Annotated in this window: 12 protein-coding genes; 3 read left to right on the forward strand and 9 right to left on the reverse strand. The window is 60.0% G+C overall.

The window, feature by feature from the left end:
• Positions 1-66: 66 nt before the first annotated feature.
• The 6 genes from AB4O01_RS11775 to AB4O01_RS11800 all read right to left on the reverse strand — a co-directional run bounded on the left by AB4O01_RS11775 (position 67) and on the right by AB4O01_RS11800 (position 7,062).
• Positions 67-2,526 (reverse strand): EAL domain-containing protein, encoded by a 2,460-nt coding sequence (locus AB4O01_RS11775; RefSeq protein WP_460091855.1) that lies wholly within the window; start codon positions 2,524-2,526, stop codon positions 67-69.
• Positions 2,527-2,727: 201 nt separating this feature from the next.
• On the reverse strand, positions 2,728-4,554 hold the full coding sequence (locus AB4O01_RS11780) for an ABC transporter ATP-binding protein (RefSeq protein ID WP_093435319.1): 1,827 nt from the start codon (positions 4,552-4,554) through the stop codon (positions 2,728-2,730).
• Entirely contained in the window at positions 4,547-5,149 is a 603-nt protein-coding gene (locus tag AB4O01_RS11785) for a DsbA family protein (protein WP_460092255.1), read from the reverse strand. Before AB4O01_RS11785 ends, AB4O01_RS11780 begins: the two co-directional genes overlap by 8 nt.
• A gap of 35 nt (positions 5,150-5,184) precedes the next feature.
• The gene (gene trhO / locus AB4O01_RS11790; protein WP_099756885.1) at positions 5,185-6,126 is read right to left on the reverse strand and encodes an oxygen-dependent tRNA uridine(34) hydroxylase TrhO; all 942 of its coding nucleotides are present in this window, start codon (positions 6,124-6,126) and stop codon (positions 5,185-5,187) included.
• Between the two features lie 102 nt (positions 6,127-6,228).
• Complete coding sequence (locus AB4O01_RS11795; RefSeq protein WP_064391455.1) at positions 6,229-6,528, reverse strand: BolA family protein; 300 nt, start codon at positions 6,526-6,528, stop codon at positions 6,229-6,231.
• A 12-nt stretch (positions 6,529-6,540) separates the two neighbouring features.
• Positions 6,541-7,062 (reverse strand): DUF2059 domain-containing protein, encoded by a 522-nt coding sequence (locus AB4O01_RS11800; protein ID WP_034155305.1) that lies wholly within the window; start codon positions 7,060-7,062, stop codon positions 6,541-6,543.
• A 193-nt stretch (positions 7,063-7,255) separates the two neighbouring features.
• On the opposite strand from AB4O01_RS11800, the gene AB4O01_RS11805 reads away from it, so the two are divergent.
• Entirely contained in the window at positions 7,256-8,650 is a 1,395-nt protein-coding gene (locus AB4O01_RS11805) for a class II fumarate hydratase (RefSeq protein WP_007908383.1), read from the forward strand.
• Between the two features lie 123 nt (positions 8,651-8,773).
• Here the strand turns inward: AB4O01_RS11805 and AB4O01_RS11810 are convergent, their stop codons facing one another.
• Positions 8,774-9,733, reverse strand: coding sequence for a DMT family transporter (locus AB4O01_RS11810; RefSeq protein ID WP_116256294.1), 960 nt, complete (start codon positions 9,731-9,733; stop codon positions 8,774-8,776).
• 210 nt (positions 9,734-9,943) lie between these two features.
• Between AB4O01_RS11810 and AB4O01_RS11815 the strand changes: the two genes are divergently transcribed.
• On the forward strand, positions 9,944-10,138 hold the full coding sequence (locus AB4O01_RS11815) for a DUF6316 family protein (RefSeq protein WP_093435328.1): 195 nt from the start codon (positions 9,944-9,946) through the stop codon (positions 10,136-10,138).
• A 139-nt stretch (positions 10,139-10,277) separates the two neighbouring features.
• On the opposite strand, the gene AB4O01_RS11820 is transcribed toward AB4O01_RS11815, so the two are convergent.
• Positions 10,278-11,462, reverse strand: a complete 1,185-nt coding sequence (locus AB4O01_RS11820) for a thiolase family protein (protein WP_427120430.1) — start codon at positions 11,460-11,462, stop codon at positions 10,278-10,280.
• A gap of 102 nt (positions 11,463-11,564) precedes the next feature.
• The gene (gene pap, locus AB4O01_RS11825; protein WP_460091859.1) at positions 11,565-13,079 is read right to left on the reverse strand and encodes a polyphosphate:AMP phosphotransferase; all 1,515 of its coding nucleotides are present in this window, start codon (positions 13,077-13,079) and stop codon (positions 11,565-11,567) included.
• Between the two features lie 172 nt (positions 13,080-13,251).
• Between pap and mnmC the strand changes: the two genes are divergently transcribed.
• Positions 13,252-15,231, forward strand: coding sequence for a bifunctional tRNA (5-methylaminomethyl-2-thiouridine)(34)-methyltransferase MnmD/FAD-dependent 5-carboxymethylaminomethyl-2-thiouridine(34) oxidoreductase MnmC (gene mnmC, locus AB4O01_RS11830; RefSeq protein ID WP_460091861.1), 1,980 nt, complete (start codon positions 13,252-13,254; stop codon positions 15,229-15,231).
• Positions 15,232-15,325 lie beyond the last annotated feature (94 nt).

The following is a 15,325-nucleotide window of genomic DNA, read 5'->3' on the forward strand; positions in this document are numbered from 1 at the left end:
CGGTTGAATGTGTCGATCACTGTTCGGCTCCTTTTGATTTGTGATTGTAAGGATCGGCGAGAGACTTCAACGGAACGTGCCAGGCGCTTTGAATAACAGCGGTTGCGGTCTGGCGGGCCGACTTTGCAAACTGTCGCAGGTAAACAACTGTGGGCGTTCTATAACATAACCCTGAGCGTAATCCACACCAATTTCAAGCAGGGCCTGCTCGATCTGGGTTGTTTCAACAAACTCGGCAATTGTCTTTTTACCCATGACATGCCCGATGTGATTGATCACTTCGACCATTGCGCGGTTAATCGGGTCGTCCAGCATATCCTTTACGAAACTCCCGTCGATCTTCAGGAAGTCTACAGGCAAATGTTTCAGATAAGCGAATGAAGACATTCCGGCGCAAAAATCATCTAACGAAAAATAGCAACCCAAGCCTTTGAGTTCATTAATAAATCTTATTGCACTGCCCAGATTTGAAATTGCACTGGTTTCTGTAATTTCAAAACAAATCATTTCAGGCGGTATTGCATAGTTAACAAACTGTTCCCGCAGAAAGTGCAAAAACGCGTCATCTCCTATAGTAATGCCTGACAGATTAATCGCACACATTGCTAAAGGTTGTTGATGTTCTTGGGCAATACATTGAGCAATAACCTTGAATACATTCTGAACTACCCAACGATCCAGTTGACTCATCAAACCATAGCGCTCGGCGGCGGGAATGAAACTGTCCGGCAGAATCATCCGCCCCGCTTCATCGTGCAGACGCAGCAGAATCTCGATGTGCCCACCGTTGTTGTCACCCGGCTTGAGCGGAGCGATTTCCTGGGCGTACAGACAAAAACGGTTTTCTTCCAGGGCCATGTGCAAGCGTTGCACCCAGGCCATCTCACCAAAGCGCAGGGACAGTTCGGAATCGTCAGCGTGATAAACCTGCACGCGGTTGCGGCCCTTTTCCTTGGCCATGTAACAGGCCATATCTGCGGCACGCAATGAGGCTTCGAGGGTCGTCGGGATTTGTGCGATATGCACCAGGCCAATACTCACGGTGGTCAGGAACGGCCGCCCCTTCCAGACAAAGTGCAGATTCTGCACAGTCTGACGCAGCGCCTCGGCAATCTTTTCCGCCGCGTCCGGCGCGCAGTTCTCCAGCAAAATGCCGAACTCATCACCACCCAGTCGCGCCAGCGTATCGCCCTCGCGCAGCCCGGACTGCAGCAGCGTACAAATGTGCCGCAACAACTCATCGCCGGCGGCATGGCCGCAGGTGTCGTTGACCAGTTTGAATTGATCAAGATCGAGGAACATCAGCGCATGCCGCCCGGTATGGCGGGTGAGATTGTGCAGCGCCTGCTCCAGGCGATATTCGAACTCGCGACGGTTAGCCAGCCCGGTCAGCGCGTCATGGGTGGCCTGCCACGACAGATTGGCGATGTATTGCCGTTCCTGGGTCATGTCGTGCAACACCAGCACCGTGCCACTGACCTTTCCGGCATTACGGATCGGCGCGCCGACCAGGGTCACCGACAATGTCGTGCCATCAAGGCGCTGGATCAGCTTCGAGTGTTCGCTGCCGCCACTGAGCTTGCCGCTGAGAATGTGCTCGATCAGGGTCAGCCCTTCGGACTGGGCGTTGTCGTCGAGCAGATTGAACAATGCCGCCAGCGGCAAACCCGCCGCCTGTTCGGCTTTCCAGTGGGTCATGGCTTCAGCGGCCGGGTTCATGTAATCGATAGCGCCGCTGACGTCGGTGGTAATGACGCCATCACCGATCGAATGCAAGGTAACGTGCGCCCGATCCTTCTCCAGTTGCAGCGCCTCGGCAAAGGCATGGCGCTGTTTGAGCAACTTGTGCGTGCGCCACAGGGCCAGCACGATCAGCCCCAGCGCCGTGGCGAGATTGGTCAACAGCAGCAGCCGCAGGATCATCCGCGAGCCTTCGCCCAAGGCATCACTGAAGGCTTTCGCGGCCGGGGTCACGCCATCGTTGATGGCAAAAATGCGTGCCTTCCAACCCTGGATATCGGCGCTGCTGGCGGTGTTTTGCGAAATGCTGCGGTGCATCTCCTGCGCCACGTCATCCAGCTCGACCAGATAGGCGTCACCGACCGTCCAGCGGTCAATTGCGGTTTCCAGATAACTGAAATGGCGGAAGTTGAGGTACAGCCAGATCAGGCTGGAAACATCGTCCGGGTGGTTGCCACCCTTGAGAATGCCTTCGCGCGCCGCGGCCAGATCCGGCGGTTGATGATCCAGCGCCAGGCGCAACTGATGCCCGCCTTGCGGCACACCGATCGCAGTGCGGTACTTGAGGAAAATCGCCTCGTCACGGCTGTCGGCGTAGAGATTGAGATAGTAAATCGCGTCTTTCTGGCCCTTGGACCAGAGGCTTTCACCAGCGACGTAACCGCGAACCGCCGAGAGCACGTAAAGACTCACGCCGCCCAATAACGCTTGAAACAACACGACGGCAATAAATGGCCAGACGATGCCCAACAACCGTGGCGTTCCGAGAGTCCGCTTTTGCTTCATGAGATCCCTTGCGCAAGCACTGCCAGATGAACACCGGAAAATCCCGCTCCTGACAGCTCAGCCTAGGCTAATTTTCGCCAAGTCAAAGGGACAGCTCTGCCGTCCTCTAGGTCGATTGTGCAAATGGCGGGACTGTACGGGCGTTCCGAGTGATTTTACTTAATGCAATTCAAGCACTAAGCACAGAAACCGGCACGAAACTCAAGGGCGCTGGATCTGCTGCAGATGACCATAGAGCTTGGCATACAGACCACCATCGGCAATCAACTGCTGATGATCGCCATCTTCAGCGACCTGACCGCCATCGAACACCAGCACGCGATCAGCCTGTTTCACCGCCGACAGTCGGTGGGCAATGATCAGCGTGGTGCGGCCATTGAGGAAGCGCGCCATGGCCTGATGCAGGTTGTACTCGGTGGCGGCGTCGAGGGCCGAGGTGGCTTCGTCGAGGATCACGACTTTCGGTTCGGCGAGGATCATCCGCGCGATGGCCAGACGTTGCCGCTGCCCGCCGGACAGGCGCACGCCGGAGCGGCCGACGATACTGTCCAGACCATTGGGCAAGGCGCGGATGGTCGCTTCGAGCTGAGCGATTTCCAGCGCCTGCCAGCACGCCTCGTCACTGCGGGTGCGGCCCATGGTCAGGTTGGCGCGCACGGTGTCGTTGAACAGCGCCGGGTGCTGCAACACCACCGCGACGTTTTCGCGAACCGTGTCCAGACCGATTTCCTGCTGGGTCGAACCGCCGAAGCGGATGGTGCCGGACAGTGGCGTATAGAGCCCGAGCAGCAATTGCACGAGGGTACTTTTGCCGCCGCCACTGGCGCCGACAATCGCAACTTTTTCACCGGGAGCAATCGACAGATTCAGCTGATCCAGCACCAGGTCATCGCCGTAGCCGAAGCTCAGGCCCTGTACCTGAATACCTACGGTGTCCCGGCCCTTGAACGGATCGACACCGCCGGGATATTGCGGCTCATCGGCGCGCGCCAGCAGTTCGTTGATCCGCGCCAGCGCCCCGCCCGCCGCGTAATAGGCGTATTGCAGATTGAGCAGTTGTTCAACCGGGCCGATCATGAACCACAGGTAGCTGAACACCGCGAGCATCTGGCCGATCGACAGGTCGGAGAACAACACCGTGAGCATCGCCGCCGCGCGGAAAATGTCGATGCCGAACTGGAACAACAAACCGCTGGCACGGTTGGACGCGTCGGTTTTCCACTGCGAGTTGACCGCGTAGTTACGCACTTCCTGCGCGCGCAGACCGAGCCGCCCGAGGAAGAAACCCTGACGGTTGCCGGCACGGATCTCCTGAATCGCATCAAGGGTTTCGCTCAACGCCTGGGTGAAGCGCGAGGTGCTGTCGTTCTCAAGCTTCTTCAGGTGTTTGACGCGTTTGCCCAACTGCACCGTGGCGTAGATCACCAGCGGGTTGAACAGCAGAATCAGCAGCGCCAGTTTCCAGTGCATCCACATCAGGATGCTCGCGGTGCCGACCAGCGTCAGCATCGCCACCAGAAAGCGACTGAGGGTTTCGCCGACGAATTTGTCGAGGGTATCCAGATCGGTGACCAGGTGCGTCGTTACTGTGCCGCTACCGAGGCTTTCGTATTCGCCGAGGGAAATCCGCTTGAGGCGTTCGATCAGACGCACGCGAATACGATAGACGATGTCCTTGGCCAGCCGTGCAAACAGCCGCGACTGCAACACACCAAAGCACAGCGAACTGCAACGCAGGGTAAGGGTCACCAGCAACATCAGGCCGATATAGCCGGCCGCTTGCTGCCACATCGTCGGCAGCACATGGTTCATGACTTTCAGCGCGGCATCGCCATGGCCGAGCAGGACTTCGTCCACCAGCAGCGGCAACAGCAATGGAATCGGCACGCTGCACAGCGTCGCCAGCACAGCCACGCCGTTGGCAATCCATAGGGATTTTTTGTGAGTGAGTGCCAGTCGCCGGACTTCTGCCCAGCTCAGCCGGTCGACACGCTTTACGGCTGGCGTGTCATCGGCCAGGTCAGGCACAGGCGGCGCGCTCCAGCCAGCGGCCGAGCAATGGCGACAGTTCGCTGAGCGGTTGATAGCCATTGGTCAGCAGCGCCAGTTGGCCATTGCGTTCGGCGAGCAGGGTCGGGAAACCGGCGATGCCCAGATCCTGCACCCAACTGAAATCGGCCTGAGTGGCTTTGTGCTGATCGGCATGATCGAACAACGCCGCGAACTCGATGCGCGGCACACCGGCCTTCTCCGCCAAATCGACCAATACACTGGCCTGGGTGACATCGCGGCCTTCAGCGTAAAACGCCTGCTGGATCAGTCCGACCAATGTCCACGCGCAATCCGGCGCCAGACTGCGCGCCGTGACGATCGCGCGGCAGGCAGGCTCGGTGTCGTAGACAAAACCGTCAGGTAACGCACCTTCAAACTTGAACGGTTGACCGGTGGCCTCGGTGACCGCTTGCCAGTGTTCAAGAATGTAGCGACGCGTGGTCGGCTCCAGCGCCGAGCCGCTGCCGGTGCGCAAACCACCGACCACCAGATGCAACTCCACCCCGGCTGCTTGCGCCTGCTCAACCAATGCCTTGGCCACCGGAGCAAAACCCCAGCACCACGAACACATCGGATCCATCACATAGAGCAGGCGCGCAGACATGATTAAGCCTCGGTGGATGCTTGCTTGTAGTTGTAGCCGATCGGGTGCGGCATGTTGCGCGCCTTGGCCAGTTCGATCTGCTTCTGCCGGTCGATGGCGCTGCGGCGGGTTTTCTCGCTCAACGTGTCCCAGCAATGCGGGCAACTGATGCCGGCAACGTAATGCTCGCTGGTGCGATCTTCAACACTGACCGGTGTGCGACAGGCATGACATTGATCGTAGTCGCCTTCGCTGAGGTCGTGACGCACGGTCACGCGGTTGTCGAACACGAAGCAGTCGCCCTGCCACTTGGTTTCTTCCTGCGGCACCTCTTCGAGGTACTTCAGGATGCCACCCTTGAGGTGGTAAACCTCTTCGAAACCCTCGCCGAGCATGTAGCTCGAAGCTTTCTCGCAGCGAATGCCACCGGTGCAGAACATTGCGACCTTCTTGTGCACGGCCGGGTCGAAGTGTTCTTTGATGTAGTCGGGGAATTCGCGAAAACTGGTGGTTTTCGGATCGATGGCGCCTTCGAAAGTGCCGATCGATACTTCGTAATCGTTACGGGTGTCGATCAACAGCACTTCCGGGTCACTGATCAACGCGTTCCAGTCTTGCGGATCAACGTAGGTGCCGACCTTTTTGTTCGGGTCGACGCCTTCGACACCGAGGGTGACGATCTCTTTCTTCAGTTTGACCTTGGTGCGATAGAACGGCTGCTCGTCGCAGTACGACTCTTTGTGATCGATGTCGATCATGCGTGGGTCGTTCTTGAGCCAGGCGAGCAGACCGTCGATGCCTTCGCGAGTGCCGGACACCGTGCCATTGATGCCTTCTTCGGCGATCAGCAGGGTGCCTTTGATCTGGTTGTCGACCATCGCTTGCAGCAGCGGCTCGCGCAGGTTGACGTAATCTTCGAGGGTGACGAACTTATACAGTGCCGCCACGACAATCGGTTGTGTCATGGGTATTTCTCCAGGTGGCTACCCTCGCAAAGGGTGAACCGGATTCAAAAAAAAACGCGCCGGGTGAGCGGCGCGTTGCGGATTCTAGCAAAAAACCGAAGCTTAATGCTTACTGCCGCCAGCACAGGTCGGCGATGCCGGAGCGGCGCCGATCTCTGCCCATTCCTGCGGGGTGTAGGTGTGCAGCGCCAACGCATGGAACTCGCCCATCAGCTCACCGAGCGTGCCGTAGACTTTCTGGTGGCGCTTGACCCGGTTCAGGCCGTCGAACTGCGCGCTGACCACCACGGCCTTGTAGTGCGTCTGCAACCCGCGACTGTGCATGTGGCTTTCGTCCAGCACTTGCAGGTGCTCAGGCTGAAGCAGGGCTAGCGTCGATTCGATGCGTTGTTGCATGGTCATCACGAACTCCGCTTACTTCTTCTTGGCCGGCGCAGCAGCGCCTTTCGGATCCAGCTCTTTGGTCATGTCGTCGAGCAGCTTGTTGACGACAGGCACGGCGCTTTCCAGTTTGGCCTGGGTCATCTGGGCCGATTGCTGGGTCAGCTGCGGCATTTTTTCCAGGACTTTCTTGCCCAGTGGCGACTGGTAGAACGCGACCAGGTCTTTCAGCTCGGATTCGCTGAAGTTGCTGGTGTAAAGCTTGACCATGTCAGGCTTGAGCTTGTTCCAGCCGATGGCCTGGTCCAGGGCGGCGTTGGCCTTGGCCTGGTAGGTTTCCAGTACGGCTTTCTTGGCTTCCGGGGCTTTGGTCTGTTCAAAACGCTGAGCGAACATTTGCTGCACTTGCATGTACACCGGAGTGCCCAGCTTGTCAGCGTGCGCCAGGGTCAGGAAAGCTTCAGCACTGGCGTTGTGGCTGGCGGTATCGGCAAGCACCTGGCCGCTGGCGCAAACCAGTGCAACCGCGGTGCAGATGGCACGAAGACGAGTCATCGAGTTTCCTTTTCAGCTAGGCGAGGTAAAACCCCAAGGGCGACCATTCTGCGCCTAAAAAACCTCGTGGCTCAACCCCCGAGCCTTGCCGTGCTTGATTGGCCGGGTTTTACCGGTCAACAGTCGGTTCGAGGGAACCACCACGGCCGATGCCGGCCTAAACTGCGCAAACAGACCAACAGGAGTGTGCACGATGAGCCGTATCGAAACCGACAGCCTGGGCCAGATCGAAGTCCCGGACGACGCCTACTGGGGTGCTCAGACGCAACGCTCGCTGATCAACTTCGCCATTGGTCAGGAACGCATGCCGCTGCCGGTACTGCACGCTCTGGCCCTGATCAAGAAAGCCGCTGCACGGGTCAACGACCGTAACGGCGATTTGCCCGCCGACATCGCCCGCCTGATCGAACAGGCTGCCGACGAAGTGCTCGACGGCCAGCACGACGACCAGTTTCCGCTGGTGGTCTGGCAGACCGGCAGCGGCACGCAGAGCAACATGAACGTCAACGAAGTCATCGCCGGGCGCGCCAACGAACTGGCCGGCAACCCGCGCGGCGGCAAGACGCCGGTGCACCCGAACGATCACGTCAACCGCTCGCAAAGCTCCAACGACTGCTTCCCCACCGCCATGAGCATTGCCACCGCCCAGGCCGTGCAGGAACAACTGCTGCCGGCGATTGCCGAGTTGTCTGGCGGCCTCGCCGAACTGGCCGCGCGGCACATGAAACTGGTGAAAACCGGTCGCACGCACATGATGGATGCGACGCCGATCACCTTCGGTCAGGAGTTGTCCGGGTTCATCGCGCAACTGGATTACGCCGAACGCGCAATCCGCGCTGCGTTGCCAGCCGTGTGTGAACTGGCTCAGGGCGGCACCGCGGTCGGCACCGGGCTGAATTCGCCGCATGGTTTTGGTGAGGCGATTGCTGCAGAACTGGCGGCGCTGTCCGGCCTGCCCTTCGTCACCGCGCCGAACAAGTTCGCCGCCCTCGCCGGCCACGAACCGCTGACCAGCCTGTCCGGCGCGCTGAAAACCCTCGCCGTGGCGCTGATGAAAATCGCCAATGACCTGCGCCTGCTCGGCTCCGGTCCCCGCGCAGGTTTTGCCGAAGTGCGGCTGCCGGCAAATGAGCCGGGCAGCTCGATCATGCCCGGCAAGGTCAACCCGACCCAGTGCGAGGCATTGTCGATGCTCGCCTGTCAGGTGCTGGGCAACGACGTGACCATCGGCATTGCCGCGAGTCAGGGTCACTTGCAGTTGAACGTGTTCAAACCGGTGATCATCCACAACCTGCTGCAATCGATCCGCCTGCTCGCCGATGGCTGCAGCAACTTCCAGCAGCACTGCATTGCCGGGCTGGAGCCGGACGCCGAAGTCATGGCCCGACACCTGGAGCGCGGGCTGATGCTGGTGACGGCACTGAATCCGCACATTGGTTATGACAAATCAGCGGAGATCGCCAAGAAGGCTTACAGCGAAGGGCTGACCTTGCGTGAGGCGGCGTTGGCGTTGGGCTATCTGACGGATGAAGAGTTTGATGCGTGGGTGCGGCCGGAGAATATGATCGAGGCAGGCGCCAAGGGTTAAGTTTTGTAGAGCCTGAAAGTCCGTCTTCGCGAGCAAGCCCGCTCCCACATTTGGGCGCATTTCCAACATGAGAATGCAGTCGAATGTGGGAGCGAGCTTGCTCGCGAACGGGGGCGACGCGGTTTAACTGGCTGCCATCTTCAACCGCCGCGCCTTCAACCCGGCAATCAACGAAGGCCCCAACGCCACCAGCGCCGACCCCAGCACCACCAGCACCGCCCCGCCATAACCCAACCCGTTGATCTGCTCGGCATGCACATATTCGGGCCATATCCCCGCCGCAATCGCCACCGCGCCAAAGGTCACCAACGGCGTGATCGCCAACGTCGCACTGACCCGCGACGCTTCCCAATGCGCCAGCGCTTCAGCGAACGCGCCATAGGCAATCAACGTGTTCATGCAGCACGCCAGCAGCAGCCAGCCCTGCAACGGGCTGAGGTTCAGCGCTTCGAGCGGATGCACCCACGGCGTCAGCAACAGTGCGCAGAACAGGTAGATCACCATCATCACTTGCAACGAATTCCATACCGTCAGCAATTGCTTCTGACCCAGCGCATAAAAGGTCCACACCGTCGACGCCAACAGCACCAGCAACACCCCGGCGGTGTAATCCGACAACGAGGTCAGCAGCTCTGCCAGTCGTTGATTGAAAAACAGCACGAAACCGATCAACAGCACCGCCAACCCGATTCCCTGACCAATACTGAAACGCTCCTTGAACACAAACAGACTGGCGATCAACAACATGATCGGGCCCATCTGCACCACCAGTTGCGCGGTGCCGGGGCTGAGCAGATTGAGCCCCATCAGGTACAGCACATAGTTGCCGACCAGCCCGAGCACCGCCATCAGCACCAGCCAACCACCCCTGGGACCCAGCACTTTGCGACTGGGCAGACGTTTCACCGCCGCCAGATAGATGAACAGACAGCCACCGGACACCAGCAGACGAAACCAGGTCACCGTGACCGGGTCCATCACCAGCAGCACCTGTTTGAGTTTGATCGGCAGGATGCCCCACAGAAACGCGGTCAGCAGCGCCAGGAACAAGCCGTACACCCAGCGACCCGATGAAATGTGCATGGAAACCCCAAAGCCTGCTGACAAGTGCGCTCATTCTAGGCGCGCCATGAACCGACACACAGGGACAGTTAAGGCCAGGACGCGAATGAAACTGTTCAGGTCGCAGCATTAAATTGACGTCGCGCCGTTGATCGGCTGTACAGGCGCGCCAAATGCTTCAGGCATAAGCTCAATGGATCCCTTTCAGCGCACCAGCCAAGGAGACCGATCATGTTAGCAATGCGCGCGCAGGACAGCGCCCCCGCCACGCACTTTCGCAGTGATCGCTTGTGCCGGGTCAATGGCGAACTGTTTTTCAGCACTCGGGAAAATACCCTTGAGGGGCCGTTCGACAGTCCCGAGAAGGCTGAGCAGGAAATAAAGGCGTATATCGCGCGGATGCAGCTACAGGATTCCAACCGGTAAACCCGGTAGATCCCTTCGCGAGCAAGCTCGCTCCCACATTGGATCTCTGGTGTACACAAAATCAGTGTTCACTGAAGATCTACTGTGGGAGCGAGCTTGCTCGCGAAGAGGGCTGAACAGACAACTAGTGAATTGAGGATTAACGCACCGCCTCAAACAGCCCCGTCGCGCCCATCCCGCCGCCCACGCACATGGTGACGATGCCGTAACGCAGATTACGCCGCTGCAACTCCCGCACCAGATGCCCGACCTGCCGCGACCCGGTCATGCCAAACGGGTGACCAATGGAAATCGAGCCGCCATTGACGTTGTATTTCTGATTATCGATCTCCAGCCGGTCCCGGCTGTACAGGCACTGCGAAGCAAACGCCTCGTTCAGTTCCCACAGATCGATATCCGCCACCTGCAAGCCTTTGGCCTTGAGCAGCTTCGGCACCGAGAACACCGGGCCGATACCCATTTCGTCCGGCTCGCAACCGGCCACGGTGAAGCCGCGGAAAAATGCTTTCGGCTTGAGGCCCAACTGCAAGGCTTTCTCCAGGCTCATCACCAGCGTCATCGACGCACCGTCGGACAGCTGCGAGGAGTTGCCCGCCGTCACCGAACCATCCTCGGCGAACACCGGTTTCAATCCGGCGAGACTTTCATAGGTGGTGTCCGGGCGATTGCAGTCGTCGCGATCAACCACACCGTCGAGAATCTGCACTGCACCGGTGTTTTTGTCCTCGACGCGATACTTCACCGCCATCGGCACGATTTCATCGTTGAACAGTCCCGCAGCCTGCGCCTGAGCGGTGCGGATCTGGCTCTGCAATGAATAGCGATCCTGCGCTTCACGGCTGACGCCATAACGCCGCGCGACCACTTCGGCGGTCTGGCCCATCGTGTAGTAGATGCCCGGCGTTTGCTGCTTGAGCAGCGGGTTGATCAGGTGATCGGTGTTGACGCTTTTCATCGTCAGGCTGATCGACTCGACGCCGCCGGCCACGATGATGTCGCTGCAACCCGAAGCGATCTGGTTGGCAGCAATCGCAATCGCCTGCAAGCCCGATGAACAGAAACGGTTGAGGGTCATGCCGGCGGTGCCGGTGCCCAAACGCGACAGCACCGCGACGTTACGACCGATGTTGTAGCCCTGCGCGCCTTCGTTGGAGCCGGCGCCGACAATGCAGTCCTCGACGCTGGCCGGATCGATGTCGTTGCGCTCAAGCAGCGCGTTGACGCAATGGGCCGCCATGTCATCGGGACGGGTCTGGTTGAACTTGCCGCGAAAGGACTTGGCCAGGCCAGTCCGCACGCTGTCGACGATCACCACTTCACGCATGGCATACCTCATTGTTGTGGTCGGTTGAGAGTGGACCGAGCATAAGTCCACCGCATCAACCACCGCGACAATCATTCACCCCGCGTATGCGCGTCTATCGGCTCAGTCCTTGTGTTTCTTCGCGTGCTTGTCGGATTTCTCGAAGGCCTCTTCCAGTGCACGGTTGATCGTGCGCAACACCTTCACCCGGGCCCAGCGCTTGTCATTGGCCTCGATCAGCGTCCATGGCGAGATCTCCGAGCTGGTGCGGTCGACCATATCGCCGACGGCAGCGCGATAGGCGTCCCACTTGTCGCGGTTGCGCCAGTCGTCTTCGGTGATCTTGAAGCGTTTGAAGGGGATCGCTTCGCGCGCCTGGAAACGCTCCATCTGCGTATCTTTATCAATAGCCAGCCAGAACTTGACGACGATCACTCCGGCGTCGGACAGCTGCTCTTCGAAATCGTTGATTTCGCCGTAGGCACGCAACCAGTCGGCCGGCGTGCAGAAGCCCTCAATCCGCTCTACCAGCACCCGGCCGTACCAAGAGCGGTCGAACACGGTGAACTTGCCGCGCGCCGGAATGTGCCGCCAGAAGCGCCACAAGTACGGCTGAGCGCGCTCCTCCTCAGTCGGTGCGGCGATCGGCACGATGTTGTATTGCCGTGGATCGAGCGCCGCCGCGACCCGACGGATCGCCCCGCCCTTGCCGGCGGCATCGTTGCCTTCGAACACCGCCACCAGCGCGTGGCGGCGCATGCGTTTGTCGCGCATCAGCCCAGACAAGCGCGCCTGCTCGGTGATCAGTTGTTCTTCGTAGTCTTTCTTCTCCAGACGCTGGGTCAGGTCGAGGCTGTCGAGCAGGTTCAACTGATCGACCGGCGTGCCCAACGGCGCGGCGCTGACATCGTGCGGATGCACGTCCGGACGCTTCAGCGCATTTTGCAAACCTTCGAGGAGAATCTTGCCGACCGCCAGGCTGCGATAGTTGGCGTCGGCGCCTTCGATCACATGCCACGGCGCGTAATCGCGACTGGTACGGCGCAGCACGCGCTCGCCGTATTTGACGAACTTGTCGTAGGTTTCCGATTGCTGCCAGTCCAGCGGGCTGATGCGCCAGCTGTGCAGCGGATCATCGGCCAATGCTTTGAGCCGGGCCTTCATCTGTTTCTTGGACAGGTGAAACCAGAACTTGAAGATCAGCGCGCCTTCATCGCGGAGCATCTTTTCCAGACGCTCGGCGCCGGCGATCGCCTGATCCAGACGCGGATCCTTGAACAAGCCATGCACCCGCCCCTGCAGCATCTGGCTGTACCAGTTGCCGAAAAAGATGCCCATGCGCCCCTTGGCCGGGAGCATTCGCCAGTAGCGCCACGCCGGTGGCCGCGACAACTCTTCATCGGTCTGCTGATCGAACGTGCGCACTTCGATCAGGCGCGGGTCCATCCACTCGTTGAGCAACTTGACCGTCTCGCCCTTGCCCGCGCCTTCAATGCCGTTGATCAGGATGATCACCGGAAAACGCTTCTGCTGCTGCAGTTCGAACTGAGCTTCGAGCAAGGCTTCACGCAATGCCGGGACGGCCGCATCAAAGGTGTCTTTGTCGATGGCGTGACCGATTTCAGCGGATTCAAACATGGGACGGCTCCTTCCAGGATTCAGCAAGACTAGCGGATTGGGCACAGCAGCGGCGCAGAAATTCCCACGGCTGGCGGATTGTCCGTGAGTCAACGGGCGCAAGCCTTGCCATGGATCAAGCAGCCCCTGCGCGATCGGCTAGAATGGCCGCCTTGTCGTTGCCGAGCCTGCCATGAAACCTGTATTGCCCCACGCCCAACTCGATTGGGATGACCACGGACGCCCGCGTTCGCGGGTATTCGATGACGTGTACTTTTCCGACCAGTCAGGGCTGGAAGAAACCCGTTACGTGTTCCTCGAACAGAACCGCCTGGCCGAGCGTTTTGCCGCGCTGCCGGCGGGTGGGCGACTGGTCATCGGCGAAACCGGGTTTGGCACCGGGCTGAATTTTCTTTGCGCCTGGCAGTTGTTCGAGCGGCACGCCATGGCGGGTGCGCGCCTGCATTTTGTCAGCGTCGAAAAATACCCGCTGAGCCCTGCCGACCTGAAACGTGCGCTTGCCCTATGGCCGGAACTCAAGCCACTGGCCGATCAGTTACTACGGCATTACGTGGCGATCCATGCCGGCTTTCAGCGCATCACCCTGGCCCACGGCCGCGTGACGCTGACGCTGTTGATCGGCGATGCCCTGGAACAACTGCCGCAACTCGACGCGCAGATTGATGCGTGGTTTCTCGACGGTTTCGCCCCGGCGAAAAACCCCGACATGTGGACTGCCGAACTGTTTGTCGAGCTGGCGCGACTGGCAGCGCCCGGCTCAACCATCAGCACCTTCACCAGTACCGGTTGGGTCCGCCGTTTGCTCAACGCCGCCGGGTTCAAAATGAAGCGCACGCCGGGCATCGGTCACAAGTGGGAAATCCTCCGTGGCGAGTTTCTCGGCTGGCCGGCGGAAGTGACGCCGCCGACACCGGAAAAACCCTGGTTCGCTCGTCCTGCACCGATCGCGGCTGAACGTCGAGCGCTGGTGATTGGCGCCGGTCTCGCCGGCTGCGCCACGGCGTCCAGCCTGGCCGCACGTGGCTGGCAGGTGACGTTGCTCGAACGCCATGCGGCGGTGGCGCAAGAAGCCTCGGGCAATCCGCAGGGCGTGCTGTACCTGAAATTGTCCGCCCACGGCACGGCACTGTCGCAACTGATCGTCAGCGGTTTCGGTTACACCCGACGCCTGCTGGAAACCCTGCAACGCGGCACCGACTGGGACGCTTGCGGCGTGCTGCAACTGGCGTTCAATGCCAAGGAAGCCGAGCGTCACGCCCAGTTGGCCGAAGCCTTCCCGGAAGACCTGTTGCAGTGGCTGGATCAGCCCGAGGCGCAGGCCCGTGCCGGGGTCGGTCTGGCCCATGGCGGCTTGTACTATCCCGAAGGCGGTTGGGTGCATCCGCCGGCGTTGTGTCAGGCGCAAGCGGCGCAGGCGAACATCGAACTGCTCAATCATTGCCAAGCACTGCAACTGCGCAGGGTCGATGACCAGTGGCAAGCCCGCGACGGTGACCGCTTGCTCGCCAGCGCGCCGGTCGTGGTGTTGGCCGGTGCCGCCGACATCAAATGTTTTGCGCAGAGCGCCGAGTTACCGCTCAAGCGCATTCGCGGGCAGATCACCCGTCTCGCCGAAACCGCAGAAAGCCAGGCACTGGCCACTGTGGTCTGCGCCGAAGGCTACGTCGCTCCCGCCCGTCTGGGCGAACACACGCTCGGCGCCAGTTTCGACTTCAACAGCGATGACCTGACGCCGACCACCGCCGAACACGTGGGCAATCTGGCGATGCTCGAAGAGATCTCAAGCGATCTGGTTACGCGTCTGCACATCAGTGAACAGCCGGTCGAAAATCTTCAGGGCCGCGCAGCCTTTCGCTGCACCAGCCCTGACTATTTGCCGATTGTCGGCCCCCTCGCCGACCGCGAAGCGTTCCTCGACACCTACTCGGCGCTGAGCAAAGACGCCCGCCAAGTGCCGGACATCGCCTGCCCTTGGCTGGACGGTTTATACGTCAACAGCGGCCACGGCTCTCGCGGGCTGATCACCGCGCCATTGTCCGGCGAACTGCTCGCCGCATGGCTGGACAATGAACCTCTGCCGCTGCCACGCAGTGTCGCCGAAGCCTGTCACCCCAACCGCTTTGCGTTACGTCGGTTGATTCGCGGCAAATGAACTGAAGACCATGGCCATGACGTTGGCCCACTGGTCTGACGGCGCCGCTTATAACTTATCGTTCTAAAACTCCCACAACCGCACCGGGTCAGTT

Source organism: Pseudomonas sp. S2_E02 (assembly GCF_054668355.1).

Coding starts and splice junctions, on each gene's coding strand:
- AB4O01_RS11785 (WP_460092255.1), bottom strand. CDS start 5,149: ATGTGTTCGTGGTGCTGGGGTTTTGCTCCGGTGGCCAAGGCATTGGTT.
- AB4O01_RS11800 (WP_034155305.1), bottom strand. CDS start 7,062: ATGACTCGTCTTCGTGCCATCTGCACCGCGGTTGCACTGGTTTGCGCC.
- pap (WP_460091859.1), bottom strand. CDS start 13,079: ATGTTTGAATCCGCTGAAATCGGTCACGCCATCGACAAAGACACCTTT.
- trhO (WP_099756885.1), bottom strand. CDS start 6,126: ATGACACAACCGATTGTCGTGGCGGCACTGTATAAGTTCGTCACCCTC.
- AB4O01_RS11820 (WP_427120430.1), bottom strand. CDS start 11,462: ATGCGTGAAGTGGTGATCGTCGACAGCGTGCGGACTGGCCTGGCCAAG.
- AB4O01_RS11805 (WP_007908383.1), top strand. CDS start 7,256: ATGAGCCGTATCGAAACCGACAGCCTGGGCCAGATCGAAGTCCCGGAC.
- mnmC (WP_460091861.1), top strand. CDS start 13,252: ATGAAACCTGTATTGCCCCACGCCCAACTCGATTGGGATGACCACGGA.
- AB4O01_RS11795 (WP_064391455.1), bottom strand. CDS start 6,528: ATGACCATGCAACAACGCATCGAATCGACGCTAGCCCTGCTTCAGCCT.
- AB4O01_RS11815 (WP_093435328.1), top strand. CDS start 9,944: ATGTTAGCAATGCGCGCGCAGGACAGCGCCCCCGCCACGCACTTTCGC.
- AB4O01_RS11810 (WP_116256294.1), bottom strand. CDS start 9,733: ATGCACATTTCATCGGGTCGCTGGGTGTACGGCTTGTTCCTGGCGCTG.
- AB4O01_RS11775 (WP_460091855.1), bottom strand. CDS start 2,526: ATGAAGCAAAAGCGGACTCTCGGAACGCCACGGTTGTTGGGCATCGTC.